Origin of the sequence: Pseudonocardia charpentierae, from assembly GCF_031845345.1 — a bacterium.
Lineage (GTDB): Bacteria > Actinomycetota > Actinomycetes > Mycobacteriales > Pseudonocardiaceae > Pseudonocardia > Pseudonocardia charpentierae.
The window spans coordinates 73,366-90,060 of the sequence record NZ_JAVREJ010000001.1; the positions used below are offsets into that span (position 1 = coordinate 73,366).

General features: G+C 73.0%; 19 protein-coding genes. 8 read left to right on the forward strand and 11 right to left on the reverse strand.

All coding sequences use genetic code 11. From position 1 onward, the window contains the following. Positions 1 to 2: 2 nt before the first annotated feature. The gene (locus tag RM445_RS00375) at positions 3 to 1,106 is read right to left on the reverse strand and encodes a LacI family DNA-binding transcriptional regulator (protein WP_311553876.1); all 1,104 of its coding nucleotides are present in this window, start codon (positions 1,104 to 1,106) and stop codon (positions 3 to 5) included. 123 nt (positions 1,107 to 1,229) lie between these two features. Here RM445_RS00375 and RM445_RS00380 point away from each other — a divergent pair, with 123 nt between their 5' ends. Next, positions 1,230 to 2,075: a metal ABC transporter ATP-binding protein gene (locus RM445_RS00380; protein ID WP_311553877.1), complete on the forward strand. Its 846-nt coding sequence runs from the start codon at positions 1,230 to 1,232 to the stop codon at positions 2,073 to 2,075. Beyond that, on the forward strand, positions 2,072 to 2,917 hold the full coding sequence (locus tag RM445_RS00385) for a metal ABC transporter permease (protein WP_311553878.1): 846 nt from the start codon (positions 2,072 to 2,074) through the stop codon (positions 2,915 to 2,917). The genes RM445_RS00380 and RM445_RS00385 overlap by 4 nt, the downstream gene beginning before the upstream one ends. A gap of 14 nt (positions 2,918 to 2,931) precedes the next feature. Here the strand turns inward: RM445_RS00385 and rlmB are convergent, their stop codons facing one another. The 5 genes from rlmB to RM445_RS00410 are packed head-to-tail and all read right to left on the reverse strand — an operon-like array spanning position 2,932 to position 6,986. Then, complete coding sequence (rlmB, locus tag RM445_RS00390; protein WP_311553879.1) at positions 2,932 to 3,915, reverse strand: 23S rRNA (guanosine(2251)-2'-O)-methyltransferase RlmB; 984 nt, start codon at positions 3,913 to 3,915, stop codon at positions 2,932 to 2,934. Between the two features lie 4 nt (positions 3,916 to 3,919). Continuing rightward, complete coding sequence (cysS, locus tag RM445_RS00395; RefSeq protein WP_311553880.1) at positions 3,920 to 5,311, reverse strand: cysteine--tRNA ligase; 1,392 nt, start codon at positions 5,309 to 5,311, stop codon at positions 3,920 to 3,922. Between the two features lie 49 nt (positions 5,312 to 5,360). Continuing rightward, positions 5,361 to 5,828 carry a 2-C-methyl-D-erythritol 2,4-cyclodiphosphate synthase gene (gene ispF / locus RM445_RS00400; RefSeq protein WP_311553881.1) on the reverse strand — a complete coding sequence of 156 codons (468 nt, stop codon included), beginning with the start codon at positions 5,826 to 5,828 and terminating at the stop codon, positions 5,361 to 5,363. A gap of 10 nt (positions 5,829 to 5,838) precedes the next feature. Next, positions 5,839 to 6,462 carry an IspD/TarI family cytidylyltransferase gene (locus RM445_RS00405; RefSeq protein WP_311553882.1) on the reverse strand — a complete coding sequence of 208 codons (624 nt, stop codon included), beginning with the start codon at positions 6,460 to 6,462 and terminating at the stop codon, positions 5,839 to 5,841. A gap of 35 nt (positions 6,463 to 6,497) precedes the next feature. Then, positions 6,498 to 6,986, reverse strand: coding sequence for a CarD family transcriptional regulator (locus tag RM445_RS00410; protein WP_311553883.1), 489 nt, complete (start codon positions 6,984 to 6,986; stop codon positions 6,498 to 6,500). 275 nt (positions 6,987 to 7,261) lie between these two features. Here RM445_RS00410 and RM445_RS00415 point away from each other — a divergent pair, with 275 nt between their 5' ends. Then, on the forward strand, positions 7,262 to 8,029 hold the full coding sequence (locus RM445_RS00415; RefSeq protein ID WP_311553884.1) for a hypothetical protein: 768 nt from the start codon (positions 7,262 to 7,264) through the stop codon (positions 8,027 to 8,029). Continuing rightward, on the forward strand, positions 8,026 to 9,387 hold the full coding sequence (gene radA, locus RM445_RS00420; protein WP_311553886.1) for a DNA repair protein RadA: 1,362 nt from the start codon (positions 8,026 to 8,028) through the stop codon (positions 9,385 to 9,387). Before RM445_RS00415 ends, radA begins: the two co-directional genes overlap by 4 nt. A 9-nt stretch (positions 9,388 to 9,396) precedes the next feature. Here radA and RM445_RS00425 read toward each other — a convergent pair whose 3' ends face one another. Further along, the gene (locus RM445_RS00425) at positions 9,397 to 10,335 is read right to left on the reverse strand and encodes a hypothetical protein (RefSeq protein WP_311553887.1); all 939 of its coding nucleotides are present in this window, start codon (positions 10,333 to 10,335) and stop codon (positions 9,397 to 9,399) included. Positions 10,336 to 10,420: 85 nt separating this feature from the next. Between RM445_RS00425 and RM445_RS00430 the strand changes: the two genes are divergently transcribed. The 4 genes from RM445_RS00430 (at position 10,421) to RM445_RS00445 (ending at position 12,996) form a co-directional block, all read left to right on the forward strand. Next, complete coding sequence (locus RM445_RS00430; protein WP_311553888.1) at positions 10,421 to 11,287, forward strand: A/G-specific adenine glycosylase; 867 nt, start codon at positions 10,421 to 10,423, stop codon at positions 11,285 to 11,287. A 97-nt stretch (positions 11,288 to 11,384) separates the two neighbouring features. Next, a complete protein-coding gene (locus RM445_RS00435) occupies positions 11,385 to 11,846 on the forward strand; it encodes a 2'-5' RNA ligase family protein (RefSeq protein WP_311553889.1) in 462 nt (153 codons plus the stop codon). A 9-nt stretch (positions 11,847 to 11,855) separates the two neighbouring features. Continuing rightward, positions 11,856 to 12,164 (forward strand): antibiotic biosynthesis monooxygenase family protein, encoded by a 309-nt coding sequence (locus tag RM445_RS00440; protein WP_311553890.1) that lies wholly within the window; start codon positions 11,856 to 11,858, stop codon positions 12,162 to 12,164. An 88-nt stretch (positions 12,165 to 12,252) separates the two neighbouring features. Beyond that, positions 12,253 to 12,996: an SIR2 family NAD-dependent protein deacylase gene (locus tag RM445_RS00445; protein ID WP_311553891.1), complete on the forward strand. Its 744-nt coding sequence runs from the start codon at positions 12,253 to 12,255 to the stop codon at positions 12,994 to 12,996. Positions 12,997 to 13,003: 7 nt separating this feature from the next. On the opposite strand, the gene RM445_RS00450 is transcribed toward RM445_RS00445, so the two are convergent. From RM445_RS00450 to RM445_RS00465, 4 genes are all read right to left on the reverse strand, one after another. Then, positions 13,004 to 13,576: a L,D-transpeptidase gene (locus RM445_RS00450; protein WP_311553892.1), complete on the reverse strand. Its 573-nt coding sequence runs from the start codon at positions 13,574 to 13,576 to the stop codon at positions 13,004 to 13,006. 142 nt (positions 13,577 to 13,718) lie between these two features. Next, positions 13,719 to 14,126 (reverse strand): DUF779 domain-containing protein, encoded by a 408-nt coding sequence (locus RM445_RS00455; protein ID WP_311553893.1) that lies wholly within the window; start codon positions 14,124 to 14,126, stop codon positions 13,719 to 13,721. After that, complete coding sequence (gene exaC, locus RM445_RS00460) at positions 14,126 to 15,649, reverse strand: acetaldehyde dehydrogenase ExaC (RefSeq protein WP_311553894.1); 1,524 nt, start codon at positions 15,647 to 15,649, stop codon at positions 14,126 to 14,128. Before exaC ends, RM445_RS00455 begins: the two co-directional genes overlap by 1 nt. A 140-nt stretch (positions 15,650 to 15,789) precedes the next feature. Then, positions 15,790 to 16,653, reverse strand: a complete 864-nt coding sequence (locus RM445_RS00465; protein WP_311553895.1) for an alpha/beta hydrolase — start codon at positions 16,651 to 16,653, stop codon at positions 15,790 to 15,792. Positions 16,654 to 16,695: the final 42 nt, after the last annotated feature.

The window sequence follows — 16,695 nt, forward strand, 5'->3', positions numbered from 1 at the left end:
GGTCAGAGACCCGAGAACCAGCGCTCGGCATCGCGCGGGGCGCAGCTCGTCCGGCCGATCCGCAGCTCGGTGGGCAGCGTGACGGAGCGCGGACGGATGCGGTCGCCGCGTTCGAGCAGCAGCTCGCCTGCCGCCCGGCCCTTCTCCAGCACCGGCTGCCACACCGTCGTCAGACCGGCGCGCTCGGCTTCGGGCACGCCGTCGAAGCCGGTGATCGTCAGGTCGTCGGGCACCGTCAGGCCGTGAGCGACGGCGCGGCGCAGCGCGCCGAGGGCGAGGATGTCCGAGGTGCAGACGATGGCGGTGAGCTGCGGGTGCGCCGCCAGAAGCTCCGCGGCGGCCGTCTGGCCGGCCTCGACCGAGTGGTCGAAGCGCTCCCAGATCGGCACGGTCGCCCAGTCGACCCCGACCTCGGCGAGCCCGGCCCGCAGGCCCGCGAGCCGGTTGCGCTGCACCGGGTAGGCGATGTCGGCCAGGCGGGCGGCCGACGCGGGGCCGTCGCTGCGGTACTCGCCCAGCCGCATGCAGATCACGCCGAACCGCCGGTGGCCGAGGCCCGTCAGGTGACGGGCGAGGCCCAGCATCGCGGCGTGGTCGTCGACCCCGACCCGGTCGAGTCCTTCGACGCCGGCGGGCTGGTCGCAGACGACCGTCGGCACGGGCCGTTCGAGCACGGCGAGGAAGTGCGGATCGTCTTCTCGGACCGAGTAGACGACGAAGCCGTCGACACCAGCCCGGTGCACCGCGGCGACGTCGGCGTGCTCGGGGCTCACCGGGATGAGCAGCAGTCCCTGGCCCGCACGCTCACACGCCAGGGCGAGTCCCTCGAGGAAGCCGGTGGCGACGGGGTCGCGGAACGCGTACGACAGGGCCTCGGTGAGCAGCAGTCCGACGGCTCCCGCCCGGCGGGTGCGCAAGGAGCGCGCCACGGGGTCCGGGCCGGGGTAGCCGAGGCGCCGGGCGGCCTCCAGCACGCGCTCCCGCAATGGGGCGGAGAGCTGGTCAGGCCGGTTGTAGGCGTTCGAGACGGTCGTCCGGGACACGCCGAGTTCCGCTGCGAGCGACGCCAGTGTGGCGGGCCTGCGGACCTTGGAGGACCCGGACATGGACGCACGGTAGCCGCTGCGCTGAATGCGCGGGAACCCTGGGCACCCCCGGTGGGACGTGTCACAGGCTAGAGTGGATTCGAAAATCGTTGCCAATAGCGAGTCCCCGTAGTGAGGTGCCCGGTGACCCTCCCGTCGACGGCCCATGACGCCCGGCCGGTCGAGGCACCTGCCGCTGCGGTCAGCCTGCGTGGGGCACGGCTGTCCTTCGGGGAGCGGACCCTGTGGAGCGGCCTCGATCTCGACGTCGCGCCGGGTGAGTTCATCGCCGTCCTCGGGCCGAACGGGTCGGGCAAGACCTCCCTGATACGGGTATTGCTCGGGCTGCAGGCCCTGTCGGCGGGCGAGGTTCGGGTGGCCGGGCGTGAGCCGCGCCGCGGAAGCCCGCACATCGGCTACATCCCGCAGCAGAAGGCGCTGGACCCGGACCTGCCGCTACGGGGGCGCGATCTCGTCGGCCTCGGCCTGGACGGGCACCGGCTGGGCATCGGCCTGCGGGGACGACGGGTGCGCCGGGCGCAGGTCGACGCGGCGCTGGCCGCGGTCGGTGGAACGAGCTACGCGGACGCGCCGGTCGGGCGGCTGTCCGGAGGCGAGCAGCAACGGCTGCGGGTGGCCCAGGCGCTGGTCGGCGACCCGGCCGTGCTGCTCTGCGACGAGCCGCTGCTGTCGCTCGACCTGGCCCACCAGGCCGGCGTCACCGCGTTGATCGACCAGCGTCGGCGGGTGGCGGACACCGCCGTCGTGTTCGTCACCCACGAGATCAACCCGATCCTGCCGCTGGTGGACCGCGTGCTGTACCTGGTGGACGGCCGGTTCCGGATCGGGCCGACGGACGAGGTGATGACCTCCACCGTGCTGTCGGCGCTGTACGGCACGCAGGTGGACGTGCTGCGCGTGCGCGACCGGCTGGTCGTGGTGGGCGCCGACGGCGCGGATGCGGCGCACTGCCACGGGGACGACCTGTGAACAAGCTGATCTCGTTCGAGAACGTCGGAGAGCTGCTCGCACTCCCGTTCGTCCAGTCGGCGCTGATCGCCTGCGCGGTGCTCGGCCTGGTCGCGGGCCTGCTGGCGCCGCTGATCGTCGCGCGCGGGATGTCGTTCGCGGTGCACGGCACCGCCGAGCTGGCCTTCACCGGAGGGGCGGCTGCGCTGCTGACCGGGATCGGCGTCCAGATCGGCGCCGTCGTCGGGGCCGTGGTGGCGGGCCTCGTGTTCGGCGTGCTCGGGCTGCGCCAGCGCGAGCGCGACTCGGTGATCGGCGTGGTGCTCGCGTTCGGGCTCGGCCTCGGCGTGCTGATGCTCGCACTCTACCACGGGCGGGCGTCGAACAAGTTCGGGTTGCTGACGGGGTCGATCGTCTCGATCGACGCCACCAACCTGTGGGTGCTCGGCGGCGTGGCCGTCGTGGTCGTCACGGTGGTCGCGGTGTTCCACCGGCAGCTGCTGTTCGCGAGCGCGGACCCGGAGGTGGCCACGGCCCGCGGCGTCCCGGTGCGCATGCTGTCGCTGCTGTTCGCGGTGCTCATCGGGCTGGTGACGGCGCTGGCGGTGCCGGTGGTCGGAGCGATCCTCGTGCTCTCGGTGATGATCGCTCCTGGTGCCGCCGCGGCCCGGGTCACGGCAAACCCGCTGCTCGCCACCGCACTGGCGGTGGCGTTCGCGGAGCTGGCCCTGGTGGGCGGCACGGTGCTGTCCCTGGCGCCCGGGCTGCCGGTCTCGGGCTACGTCGCCGCGATCGCGTTCGCCTGCTACGTGGGGTGCCGGGTGGTGGCCCGGTACCGCGGTCGCTCACCCGCGCGAGCCTGACCGACGTCGACAGGTCAGCGGGCGGCGCGGCGGCGGCGGGCGACCTCCGCCAGCACCACCCCGGCGGCCACGGAGGCGTTGAGCGACTCCACCGGGCCCGCCATCGGGATCGAGACCGTGACGTCGCAGGTCTGGCGGACCAGCCGGGACAGGCCCTTGCCCTCCGAGCCGATCACCAGCACCAGCGGGTCCGTCGCCAGGTCGAACTCGTCGAGCGAGACCGAGCCCTCGGCGTCCAGTCCGGCGATCATCAGCCCCGCCGTGGCGTACTCGCGCAGCGTGCGGGTCAGGTTCGTCGCTCGCGCCACGCGCAGGCGCGCCGCCGTGCCTGCCGACGCCCGCCACGCCACGGCCGTCATGCTCGCGGTGCGGCGCTGCGGCACGATCACACCGTGCCCGCCGAACGCGCTCACCGAGCGCACGACGGCGCCGAGGTTCCGCGGGTCGGTGACGCCGTCCAGCGCGGCGATCAGGGCGGGACCCGCGCCGTCGCCGGCGGCCTCGAGCAGGTCGTCCGGGTGGGCGTACTCGTACGGGGGAACCTGCAGCGCGACGCCCTGGTGCAGCGCGCCGCCCGCGATCCTGTCGAGGTCGTTGCGCTGCACCTCGAGGATGGCGATCCCGGCGTCGGCTGCCAGCTGCACGGCCTCGGAGATCCGCTCGTCCGCGTTGGCACCCAGCGCGACGTGCAGTGCGGTGGCGGGGACGCCCGCACGCAGGCACTCGACCACCGGGTTGCGACCGAGCACGGTTTCCGGCGCGTCGTCGTCGTGCCGCCGCTTCCCGGCCGCCGGACGGCCACGGTCGCCGCTCTTCGCCGCGTGCTTGGCCGCCGAGGCCGCGCGCCGCTGGGCCGGATGCCCCTTCCGCATCTCCGCGGGGGGCGTGGGTCCGCGGCCCTCCAGCGCCCTTCGGCGCTGGCCGCCGGACCCGACGACCATCCCCTTCTTGGTGCCGTCCTTGCGTACTGCTCCGCGACGGTTGGTGTTGCCTGCCATGTGCCTACGAATCCTTGAGTGACCAGGTTGGGCCGTCGGGTGAGTCCTCGACGGAGACGCCCGCGGCGGTGAGCCGGTCCCGCACCGCGTCCGCGACGGCGAAGTCGCGGCGGGCCCGCGCTTCCTGTCGCTGCGCGAGGAGGTCGCCGACGAGCGTGTTCAGTGCGGCCGCGGAGGCCTCGTCCGCCCCGTCGACCACCCAGTGGGGGTCGAGCGGGTCGAGGCCGAGCGCGGCGGTCATCGTGCGTACGGACGACGCCTGGTTCGCCGCTGCGGTGCGGTCGCCGGCGTCCAGTGCGGTGTTGCCCTCGCGGACGGTGTTGTGGACGACCGCCAGCGCGCCCGGTGTGGCCAGGTCGTCGTCCAGCGCGGCGGCGAACGCCTGCGGGACGGCCGGTGCGAGCTCGGGGCGGCCGACCCTCTCGCGCACCCGGTGCACGAAGGACTCGATCCGCCGGTACGCGGCCACCGCCTCGTCGAGCGCCGCGTCCGAGTACTCGATCATCGAGCGGTAGTGCGGGGCGACGAGGTAGTAGCGCAGCTCGACGCCGCGCACCCGGCGCAGGAGCGCGTCGATGGACAAGGTGTTGCCCAGCGACTTGCTCATCTTCTCCCCGCCGAGCGTCACCCAGGCGTTGTGCAGCCAGAACCGCGCGAACGGGTCGCCCGCCGCATTGCTCTGGGCACGCTCGTTCTCGTGGTGCGGGAAGACGAGGTCGATACCGCCGCCGTGGATGTCGAACTCCGGCCCCAGGTAGAAGGTCGACATCGCCGAGCACTCGAGGTGCCAGCCCGGCCGGCCCTCGCCCCACGGTGTCGACCACGCGGGCTCGCCCGGCTTCGCGGCCTTCCACAAGGTGAAGTCGCGGGGGTCGCGCTTGCCGACGGCCTCGGTCTCGCCCTGCACGACCTCGTCGAGCCGCTGGCCCGAGAGGGCGCCGTAGCCGGGGAACGACCGCACGTCGAAGTAGACGTCGCCACCGGAGGCGTAGGCGTGGTCCGACTCGACCAGCCGCTCCATGAGGTCGACCATCTGTGTGACGTGCCCCGTCGCCCGGGGCTCGACCGACGACGGCAGGCAGCCCAGCGCGTCGTAGGCCGCGAGGAATGCGCGCTCGTGGGTCGCGGCCCACTCCCACCACGGCCGGTGTCCGGCTGCGGCCTTGGTGAGGATCTTGTCGTCGATGTCGGTGACGTTGCGGACGAACGTGACGTCCAGACCGCCGTAAGTGAGCCATCGGCGGAGCACGTCGTAGTTCAGGCTCGACCGCACGTGCCCGATGTGCGGGAGGCCCTGCACCGTGGCCCCGCACACGTAGATCGACGCAGCCCCGGCCCGCAGCGGGACGAACTCCCGCTGGCTCCTCGTGGCGGTGTCGAACAGGTGCAAGGTCACATCTTCCAGAGTACGGACCGCTGATACGACCGGGTCCGGCGCCCGCCGCTCAGGAGTCGGGCCGTAACAGCGCGGTCGCGACGGCGGCCAGGCCCTCGCCCCGGCCGGTCAGGCCCAGCCCGTCCGTGGTCGTGCCGGAGACCGACACCGGGCCGCCGGCCGCTTCCGACAGCACCTTCTCCGCCTCGGCGCGGCGCGTGCCGATCCGCGGGGCGTTGCCGATGACCTGGACGACGGCGTTCCCGACCGTCCAACCTTCTTCCGCCAGCAGCCCGCGCACGTGCGACAGGAGCGCGATGCCGCCCGCACCCGCGTACTCGGGGCGGCCGACGCCGAAGACCGCGCCGACGTCACCGAGACCGGCCGCCGACAGCAGGGCGTCGCACAGGGCGTGCGCGGCGACGTCACCGTCGGAGTGCCCGGCGCACCCGTCGACGCCGTCCCAGAGCAGCCCCGCGATCCAGCAGGGACGACCGGGCTCGATCGGGTGCACGTCCGTCCCCAGCCCGACCCTCACGGCTGCACCCTCATGCCTCGTCGCGCCCCAGCACCTCGGCGAGGTCGCGCTCCCACGTCGAACGCACGGCGAACGCCAGCGGATGCCCGGGCACGGTGACCGCGGGCTCACCCGCGGCCGTCCACGCCTGCTCGAGCGGCTCGGTGGAGGCCAGCACCTTCGCCAGCACGTCCGTGCACAGCACCCCGGCGCGGAACGCCTGCGGGGTCTGGATCACCCGCAGCCCGCTCCGGTCCGGGCTGCCGACCACGACGTCCGTGATGTCGACGTGCTTCACGGTGTCGGACAACGGCAGGGCGGGTACGGCGACCGCATGACCGGCATCCACCGCCCGGGTGACGGCCTCGGCGAGGGCCGGGGACGCGAGCGGGCGCGCGGCGTCGTGCAGGACGACCGGGCCCGGCCCCTGCGCAGACCGTGCCGCCTCGAGCGGATCGGTGTGCAGCGAGACCGGCAGGCCGTCGACGAGCCGACGGGCAGCCGCTTCGCCCTCCGGGTCGACGAGCAACACGACACGGTCGACCGCCCCGGAGGCGAGCAACGCCCGGACGGCCCGGAGAACGACGGGAATACCGAGCAGTGGCGCAAGTACGTCGCAGGGGCCGTCGACACCGGGCCGGTGTGCGACGACCACTGCGACGGCGCCCTGTGCAGGGGGCGCGGAGCGGTTCAGGAGGCGGTCGCCAGGACCTCGTCGAGCAGGATCTCCGCCCGCTCCTCGTCGGTCCCCTCGGCGAGCGCGAGCTCGCTGACCAGGATCTGCCGCGCCTTGGCCAGCATGCGCTTCTCGCCGGCGGACAGGCCGCGGTCCTTCTCGCGGCGCCACAGGTCGCGGACGACCTCGGCGACCTTGTTGACATCGCCGGAAGCCAGCTTCTCGAGGTTGGCCTTGTACCGGCGGGACCAGTTGGTGGGCTCCTCGGTGTGCGGGGCGCGGAGCACCTCGAACACCTTGTCCAACCCGTCCTGACCGACCACGTCACGCACGCCGACGACCTCGGCGTTCTCAGCGGGAACACGCACCGTGAGATCACCCTGGGCGACCTTGAGAACGAGGTACTTGCGCTCCTCGCCCTTGATCGTGCGGGTCTCGATCGCCTCGATGAGCGCGGCGCCGTGGTGCGGGTAGACGACGGTCTCTCCGACCTTGAAAACCATGTGTCCTCTGCCCCTTTCGCTAAGGAAAGACTAACACGTCGCCCCCGTGCAGCGCTCCTCGGTCCGCGCTGTCGTCGCAGGTCAGGGGATTGACAACCAAAAGGAAACGTGCAAGGTGGATCTTCGGCGAGCCGCGTCGTGCCACGGGGAGCAGCGCCGACTAGGCTTCGCACCTGGTCACCCCCGTGACCACCCCGGAGCTGCACCCGAACCCACCGCACCGGCGCCCGAGCTGCCGTCTGCCGGTGCACCCAGGCAGGAAGGACGACACCGCCGTGATCCGCCCTGGAAGCCGTCCCGCGCCCCGTGCAGCCGCCCGCTCCCGCGCGGCCCTCGTCGCCGCAGCCGTCGCCGGCACCGTCGCGCTCGGCGGCTGTGCCGCCGGTCAGGTCGCGCAGACCGCCTATCAGGCGAACTCCTCCACCGGCGCCACGGTGACGACGAACGGCATCGCCGTCCGCGACGCGCAGATCGCCTACCCGGAGGCCACCGGCGGCCCGGAGACGGCCGCCGTGTACGCGGCAGGTGGCACGGCACCGGTCGAGATGCACGTCGTCAACCAGAACACCCAGAACGACCGCCTGGTCTCGGCCAGCAGCCCCGTCGCCGCGTCGGTCGCGGTCAACGGACAGACCGACCTGCCCGCGGGCACCGCGATGGTCATCGGCAGCCCGTCGAGCTTGGGCGGGCAGTCGGCACCGGGGTCGACCGAGCCGTCCGCGGAGTCGCCGATCGGCTCCCCCGACGCGAGCTCGTCCGCAGCACCCACCAACTCCGCTCTCGAGCCTGCCGACACCGCCCCCACCGGGTCGGCGTCGGCCAGCGGTGAGGCTCCCGCCGCGGGACTGCAGCCGGCGCCGCCCATCGGCCAGCTCGACCCGAGCACCCGGTTCGCCCAGGTCGAGCTCACCGGACTGCGGGAAGACATCCAGGCCGGCCTGTCCTACGAGCTCGTTCTCACGTTCGAGCGGGCCGGGCAGGTGACCGTGATGCTGCCGGTCGGCTACCCCGGCGATCCCCGCAAGGCGGCCGAGCAGGAGTGACGGCCCGCGTCCGCGCAGCCCGCACCGGCTATCGATGCGCCGAGTGCGGGCAGCAGTCGGCGCAGTGGGTCGGGCGCTGCCCGTCGTGCCAGGCCTGGGGGACGCTCGAACAGATCGCCGCCCCGGCCGGGGCGCGCAAGGTGGTGGCGGCAGGTGCACCGTCGTCGCCCGCCCGGCGGATCGCCGACGTCGAGCTCGACACCGCCCGCGCCCGCCCGACTGGCGTCGCGGAGCTGGACCGGGTCCTCGGCGGCGGGCTCGTGCCCGGCGCGGTCGTGCTGCTGGCCGGTGAGCCCGGTGTCGGGAAGTCGACGCTGCTGCTGGAGGTGGCCGCGAAGGCGGCCGGGTCGGGCACAGTGCTCTACGTCACGGGCGAGGAGTCGTCGGGGCAGGTGCGCCTGCGCGCGGAGCGCACGGGTGCCGTGCACGACGCGCTCTACCTGGCCGCCGAGTCGGACCTGGCGTCGATCTTCGCCCACATCGACGCGGTGGCCCCTCAGCTGCTGGTGGTCGACTCGGTCCAGACCATGTCGACGGACACCGCCGACGGCGCTCCGGGTGGGGTGACGCAGGTCCGCGCGGTAACGGTCGCCCTCACCGGACTGGCGAAGGAGCGCGGGCTGCCGGTGATCCTGGTCGGACACGTGACGAAGGACGGCTCGATCGCCGGCCCGCGCGTGCTCGAACACCTCGTCGACGTCGTGCTCTCCTTCGAGGGCGACAAGCACTCGACGCTCCGCATGGTCCGCGGCGTGAAGAACCGTTTCGGGCCGGCGGACGAGGTGGGCTGCTTCGAGCTGCGCGACGAGGGCATCGTCGGGATGGCCGACCCGTCGGGGCTGTTCCTGGCCCGCTTCGGCGGCCCGCCGGTTCCCGGCACCGCGGTCACCGTCGTGATGGACGGCCGCCGGCCACTGCCGGCCGAACTGCAGGCCCTCGTCGCCGGCAAGGACATCCCGAGCCCGCGCCGGGCGGTCAGCGGCCTGGACAACTCGCGCGTGGCCATGCTGCTGGCGGTGCTGGAGCGCCGAGCGGGAGTGCGCCTGCACGACGCCGAGGTGTACGCCGCGACGGTCGGCGGGATGCGGATCATCGAACCGGCCGCGGATCTCGCCCTGGCGATGGCGATCACCTCCGCGCGCCGCGACGTCGCGCTACCCCCGGATCTCGTGGTGCTCGGCGAGATCGGCCTGGCCGGGGAGATCCGCCGGGTGGCCGGCGTCGAGCGACGGCTGGCCGAGGCCGCGCGACTGGGGTTCACGCGGGCCCTCGTCCCGCCGGACAGCGGCAGCAAGCACAGCGGCCTGCGGGTGCAGGAGGTCGGCGACGTGGCGGTGGTGCTCGACAACCTGCGTTGACCCCCTGGATCACACGGTGCGCAGGAACGGGGTCGGCGGGCTGATCAGGTCGTCGAGCCGGACCATCAGGCGGTACGAACCCGCCGGCACGACCGTGCGGGGCTGCGCGCAGCCCGGTGTCGTGGTCCGCTCGCCCCACGTGAGGGAGAACGCGACCGGGCGACCGGGGACCAGGGTGCGCAGATCGGTGGTGGGGTTGTTGAGGCAGTCGTTGCTCGACCAGAGCCGGGTGGCGCCGTCGCTGCTCCACACCACGATCTCCTGACGCGAGGCGTCGAGGTCGCGCACGCACGGCTGCCCGCTGATGTTGGTGAGCACCAGGCGCAGGACGGGGTGGCTGCCGACCTTGTGCACGGCGGGATCGACCTCCGCGGCGGCGGCCAGCATCGGGTTCGTGCACGGCACGGGCCCGGTGCGAGGCACGGGGACGGGCGACTGCGCGGCCACGGCGGGGCGCGGTGTGTCGTCGGGGCGGATCCGTTCGGACGACGTGCTGCCGAGCTCGGGCACCGACGCCGCCGTGAACGGGTCCGGGGACGCCGGAGTCGAACCGGCCTGTGCCGTTTCCCGGCCCTGTCCGGTGCTGGTCGGCGAGCCGGAGCCGCGCGCGGCGCTCGTCGGCGAGGAGGGGTACAGCGAGGAGGGGTACAGCGAGGAGGGGTACAGCGAGGAGGGGTACAGCGAGGAGGGGTACGAAGCGGTCGGCGTCGTGAAACCGCCGCCACCTGCGAAGGTGGACGGGATCCTCGGTGCCGCCGGGCCATCCGAGCGCCCCTCGGCCGTCGCCTGCACGGCCGCCGGAGCGGGTACCGGTATCGGACTCTCGACTGGTCTGTGCCCGCCGACCCCGGCGGCGAGCAGCCCGGACAACGTCAGCATCGATGCCAGCGCGACCCACCGCCGCCGCCAGTACACGGCGGCGGGCAGTGGTCCGACCGGCTCCCACACTCACTCAATGTATCGAAGTGATTACTCCGAGTGGGTACCCGGGCCGGTCGGCCGCCGTCCTCGGGCGGAAAGGCACACTCGCCCCGTGCACCTGCCCGACCTCGTGTCCCGCTGGTACCGGGTCAACGCGCGGGACCTTCCGTGGCGACGGCCCGGCACCACGCCGTGGGGCGTGCTCGTCAGCGAGTTCATGCTCCAGCAGACCCCGGTGGCGCGCGTCGAGCCCATCTGGCGGGAGTGGATGGAGCGCTGGCCGCGCCCTTCGGACCTCGCCGCCGCTCCTCGCGCCGACGTGCTGCGGGCATGGGGGCGGCTCGGCTATCCCCGGCGCGCGCTGCGGCTGCACGAGGCGGCGCAGGCCGTCGCGGAGCGGCACGGCGACGTCGTCCCCGCCGACGTCGACGCGCTCGAGGCTTTGCCCGGCGTCGGCTCGTACACCGCCCGTGCCGTCGCCGCGTTCGGCTACGGCCTCCGCTCCCCCGTGGTCGACACGAACGTCCGACGGGTGGTCGCACGGGCCGTGCACGGCGCGGGCGACGCCGGCCCAGCGCGCGTCCGCGCCGACCTCGCCGACGTCGACGCCCTGTTGCCGCCCGACGACGCCGGGGCCGCGCTCGTCTCGGTCGCGCTCATGGAGCTGGGCGCGGTCGTGTGCACGGCCCGGGCACCGCGGTGCGGAGCCTGCCCGGTGCACGCGGTCTGCGCTTGGCAACTCGCCGGTCGCCCCGACTACACCGGCCCGCGCCGGCAGGTGCAGGCCTTCGCGGGCACCGACAGGCAGGTCCGCGGCCGGCTGATGGAGGTGTTGCGCGGCTCGCCGGAGCCGGTGGAGCGGGCGGCGCTGGACGCCGCATGGGCCGACGCCGGCCAGCGCGACCGCTGCCTCGACTCGCTGGTCGTGGACGGGCTGGCCGAGCGGCTCGACGACGGCCGCTTCGCGCTGCCGGCATGACACTACGACTCCCGAGACCGCTGCGTTCCCGACGAGCGGCCCGCTCGTCCCATAGGTTCCGACGAACGGGCCACTCGTCCAGAAGGAGGTGCGCCGGGTGACCCAGCTCGTGCGGTTCCGGCTCGACGACGCAGCCGTCCAGTGCCTCGCCGACCTGCGCGTCCGGGCCGCGAAGGCGGGCTGTGCCGTTCCGTCCGGTCGGCCTGCCCTGACCGCGGCCGGCGCCGTGGCGATCCCGCCCGCGGTCCGATCGGCGCTGGCCGACGAGCTGCGGGTGCTCGCGCTCCCGACCGTCTGGCTGGCCACACTCGGCAGCACCGCGGCCCGCGCGGACGAGCTCGTGCTCGCCGCCGTGGTCGACACGGAGCTGCTCGCCGTCCATACGGCGGTGCACGACGCGCTGGCGGGCCGGGTACGCGGCCCGGTGGCGGCGTACTTACCTGGTGCCTGGCTGCCGCACTGCGTCGTGGCGACGGGCCGGGCCACCACCGCGTTCGCCGCCCTGCACCCCGTGGAGCCCGTACGGGCACGGATCGTGGACGTCGAGGTGGCCGACTAGCCTGGGGGCATGGCGGTTGTGAAGATCAACGCGATCGAGGTCCCCGAGGGCGCAGGTCCGGAGCTGGAGAAGCGGTTCGCGAACCGGCTGCACGCGGTCGACGGGCAGCCCGGCTTCCTGTCGTTCGAGCTGCTGCGCCCGGTCAAGGGCGAAGATCGCTATTTCGTGGTGACGCACTGGGACACCGAGGAGTCGTTCCAGGCCTGGCTGAACGGCCCGGCGATGACCGCCCACTCCGGCGAGCGGGCCCGGCCCGTGGCGTCGGGGTCGTCACTGCTGGAGTTCGAGGTCATCCAGCGGTCGGTCGCCCAGTCCTGACGGCACCGTCCTGAGCACCGACCCGCTCGAGCGGGCCGCCGGCCTCATCCGGTCCGCAGAGGCGCTGCTCATCTGCGCCGGGGCCGGCATGGGCGTCGACTCGGGCCTGCCGGACTACCGCGGGCCGGAGGGGTTCTGGCGGGCCTACCCGCCCTACCGGGCGCTGGGCCTGCGGTTCGAGGAGCTGGCCGACCCCGTCCACTTCGCCGACGATCCGGCGCTGGCCTGGGGCTTCTACGGGAACCGGCTCGCGCTCTACCGCAGCACGGTGCCGCACGCCGGCTTCGCCGTGCTCCGCCGCTGGGCCCGCGAGCGGCCGACCCGCGTGCTCACGTCCAACGTGGACGGCCAGTTCCAGGCCGCAGGCTTCGACCCCGACGTCGTCGCCGAGGTGCACGGCTCCATCCACCGGCTCCAGTGTCTGGCCGGCTGCGGGGCGCCGGTGTGGTCCGCGGACGGGACGGACGTCGCCGTCGACCCGGCGACGATGCGCGCCCGACCGCCGCTGCCGACCTGTCCCCGGTGCGGCGCCCTTGCCCGGCCGAACATCCTCATGTTCGGCGACGGCGACTGGGACCCCTCCGAGGCCGCGCCCCGGCTGACGGCGTACACGACGTTCGTGCGGGAGCACCGGACGTCGCTTGCCGTGGTCGAGATCGGTGCGGGCACGGCCCTCCCGACGATCCGGCGCCAGGCCGAGCTGGCGTCCGCGGCGACCGGAGCACTGGTCCGGATCAACGTCCGGGAACCGCAGGTGCGCGACGGCCGCGCGGTGGGCGTCCCCGCACCGGCCGATCAGGTCCTGATGGTGCTCGACGAGCTGCTGCGCTGATCCGGGGTCAGTGCCCCGCCCGGGCCGCCATCTCCTCCGACGCCTTCACGACCTGGACCTGGTCGCCGATCTGCAGGTGCTCGAACCACGCCTGCGCGTCGGCGGCGGGTAGGTGGATGCAGCCGGACGACGCGCGAGCCGGGTCGCCTGCGTGGAAGGCGATCCCCCCGTCGGCGAAGAACACCGCCCAGGGCATCGGGGCGGGTTGACCGTTCGCCAGCTTGAACTCGCCGCTCTTGTGGTCCTTCTCCTTGCGGAAGACCCGGAACGAGTGTCCGACCGGCGTCTCCTTGCCTGCACCGCCCGAGGAGATCTTGACGGGCCCGCGCACGACCTTCCCGTCGGCGATCAGCCAGGCCTGCTGCGACTCCAGGTCGACGCACGACCGGGCGCTGCTCGAGCACGGCGTGCCGTCGACCAGCGGCTGACTGTGGGCGGCGAGCGCAGCCGGCGCCGTGTGGCCCGTCTCGGCGACGGCACGCCCCGCGAGCAGGCCGCCGAAGACGGCCACGATCCCCACGAGTACGGCCACCGTCTTCGTCCGGTGCCCACCGTTGCTCAACATGATCTCCCGTCGCACTCGTGGACGGCACCCGAACTGTGGTGCACTCCATATGGAGCAACGCGCTCTCGGCACCGAGGATGCGGAGATCACCCGAGATGCGACGACGGCCACCCCGTCCGCGGTACGCGAACGAGATGGCCGCCGTTGCGGGACGTGCTCAGCCGGTCGAGGTTTCCTCCAGTGCCTCGTACTCCTGATCGGTGAACAGCCGGGAACGGATCAGGAACCGGACGCCCTCGGGCGCCTCGACCGAGAACCCGCTGCCGCGACCCTTCACGACGTCGACCGTGAGGTGGGTGTGCTTCCAGTACTCGAACTGCGAGCCCGACATCCAGAACCCGATCGGCTTCTCGAGACCGTCGACGCGCAGGTCGCCCAGGTGGACGTCCGAGCCGCCGGTCTTGAAGTCGCCGTCCGGGTAGCACATCGGGGCGCTCCCGTCGCAGCACCCGCCCGACTGGTGGAACATCAGCGGACCGTGGGTGTCTGTCAGCTTGACGAGAAGCTCCGCGGCCGCCGGGGTCAGCGCGACCCGCTGAACACGGGTCGCCCCGTCCGGCCCCATCAGAAGAAGCCGAGCGCGTTCGGCGAGTAGCTGACCAGCATGTTCTTCGTCTGCTGGTAGTGGTCGAGCATCATCTTGTGGTTCTCACGCCCGATGCCCGACTGCTTGTAGCCGCCGAAGGCCGCGTGCGCGGGGTAGGCGTGGTAGTTGTTCACCCACACCCGGCCGGCCTGGATGTCGCGACCCGCGCGGTAGGCGGTGTTGGTGTCGCGGCTCCACACGCCGGCGCCGAGGCCGTAGAGCGTGTCGTTGGCGATCTTGATGGCGTCGTCGTAGTCGGAGAACCGGGCCACCGACACGACCGGCCCGAAGATCTCCTCCTGGAAGATCCGCATCGAGTTGTCGCCCTCGAAGATCGTCGGCTGGACGTAGTAGCCGCCCGACAGGTTGCCGCCGAGGTCGGCGCGCTCCCCTCCGGCGAGGATCTTCGCGCCCTCCTGCCGACCGATGTCGATGTAGGAGAGGATCTTCTCGAGCTGGTCGTTCGACGCCTGCGCGCCGACCATCGTGTCGGTGTCGAGCGGGTCGCCCTGCTTGATCTGCTCGACGCGCTTGACGCCGTCGGCCAGGAAATCGGTGTACATCCCGCCCTGGATCAGCGCGCGCGACGGGCAGGTGCAGACCTCGCCCTGGTTGAGGGCGAACATCGCGAAGCCCTCGAGCGACTTGTCGTAGAACTCGTCGTGGCGGGCCGCGACGTCGTCGAAGAAGACGTTCGGGCTCTTGCCGCCGAGCTCCAGCGTCACCGGGATCAGGTTCTCGCTGGCGTACTGCATGATCAGCCGGCCGGTGGTGGTCTCGCCGGTGAACGCGATCTTGCGGATGCGCTTGTTCGACGCCAGCGGCTTGCCGGCCTCGACGCCGAAGCCGTTGACGATGTTGAGCACACCCGGCGGCAGCAGGTCGGCCACCAGCTCGTTGAGCACGTGGATCGACGCGGGCGTCTGCTCGGCCGGCTTCAGCACGATCGCGTTGCCTGCGGCCAGCGCCGGGGCGAGCTTCCAGATCGCCATGAGGATCGGGAAGTTCCACGGGATGATCTGCCCGACGACGCCGAGCGGCTCGTGGAAGTGGTACGCGATGGTGTTCTCGTCGATCTCGGAGAGCGAGCCCTCCTGGGCACGCAGGGCACCGGCGAAGTAGCGCAGGTGGTCCACCGCGAGCGGGATGTCGGCGGCGAGCGTCTCGCGGCAGGCCTTGCCGTTCTCCCAGGCCTCGGCGATCGCGATCGACTCGAGGTTGGCCTCGACGCGGTCGGCCATCTTGTTGAGGATGTTGGCGCGCTCGGCGGCCGACGTCTTGCCCCAGGCCGGCGCGGCGGCGTGCGCGGCGTCGAGCGCCATCTCGATGTCGTCGGCCGTGCCGCGGGCGACCTCGGTGAAGGTCTCGCCCGTCACCGGTGTGGGGTTCTCGAAGTACCGGCCCTTGGCCGGGGCGACGTATTCGCCGCCGATGAAGTGGTCGTAGCGGGGCTTGAAGGAGACGACGCTTCCCTCAGTCCCCGGGGGCGCGTACTTGGCCATCGTTGGTCCTCCCACGTTTCGGGTACGTGGCGCGGAACGCTAGGAAGGCCGCTGTTGCATCGACGTTGCACCCACGGCGCCGCCCCCACCTTTCGGGCAGGCATTACTCTCCGCATCTGCGGCGTTGACCAAGGATTCCCTCACCTCACCAGGTACGCGAGCACCCGACTCCAGACGGGGACGACGACGAGGTGTCCGACGCCGGCCCGGATCTCCAACTGCGCCGACGGGAGTCGATCGCGGTACCACTCGCCGTGCGCGGGTGGGACCAGAGCGTCGTCGGCGCCGTAGGCGAGCAGCACGTCCGCCGCGACCTGCGACGACGTGAAGCCCCAGTCGGCGAGCGTGTAGCCGGCGAGGTCCGCCACCATCCCGGTGACGCCCTGCGCCGTCGCCGCGTCGAGCATCGCGCGCAGCCGCTCGCGCACCGGCGCGGTCAGCACGTCGGCGTCGGCGTCGGCCACCCCGGCGAGACCCAGCAGGGCGCCGCCACCCGCATCGGCGAGCATCCCCTCGAACACCGCCGTGAGCCGCGCGACGGCGTCCGCGGGCGGCAGGCCGCGTAGCGCGTCGACCATCGCCCGGTTCTCGTCGCCGTACCACGGGACCTCCTCGTCCGGGGCGGGCGCGGCGATCACCGCCACCCGTCCCACGAGCTCCGGGTGCCGGGCGGCGAGCGCCAGCGCGACCCGGCCCCCGGCCGACCAGCCGGCCACCCCGGCCCTGCCGCCCGGCGGCAGCACGTCGGCGAGCACCGCTGCCGCGTCGTCCGCCGCGAGACCGATCGTGGCGAAGCCGTCCTTCACCGGATCGGAGCCGCCGTAGCCCGGCCTGTCCACCTCGATCAGCCGGATCCCGGCCGCCGCCGTGACCTCGGGATCAGGATCGAATGACCCACTGCCCGGCGCTGCGTGGCACATGAGCACCACCGGAGCGTCGGCAGGGGCGCCGGGCGTGAGGTCGTGGACCGCGACGGTGCGGCCGTTCCTGCTGATCTCGGTCATGGGATGAGTCTGCGCGGAGCTCGGTGACACCGTGCTGTCACC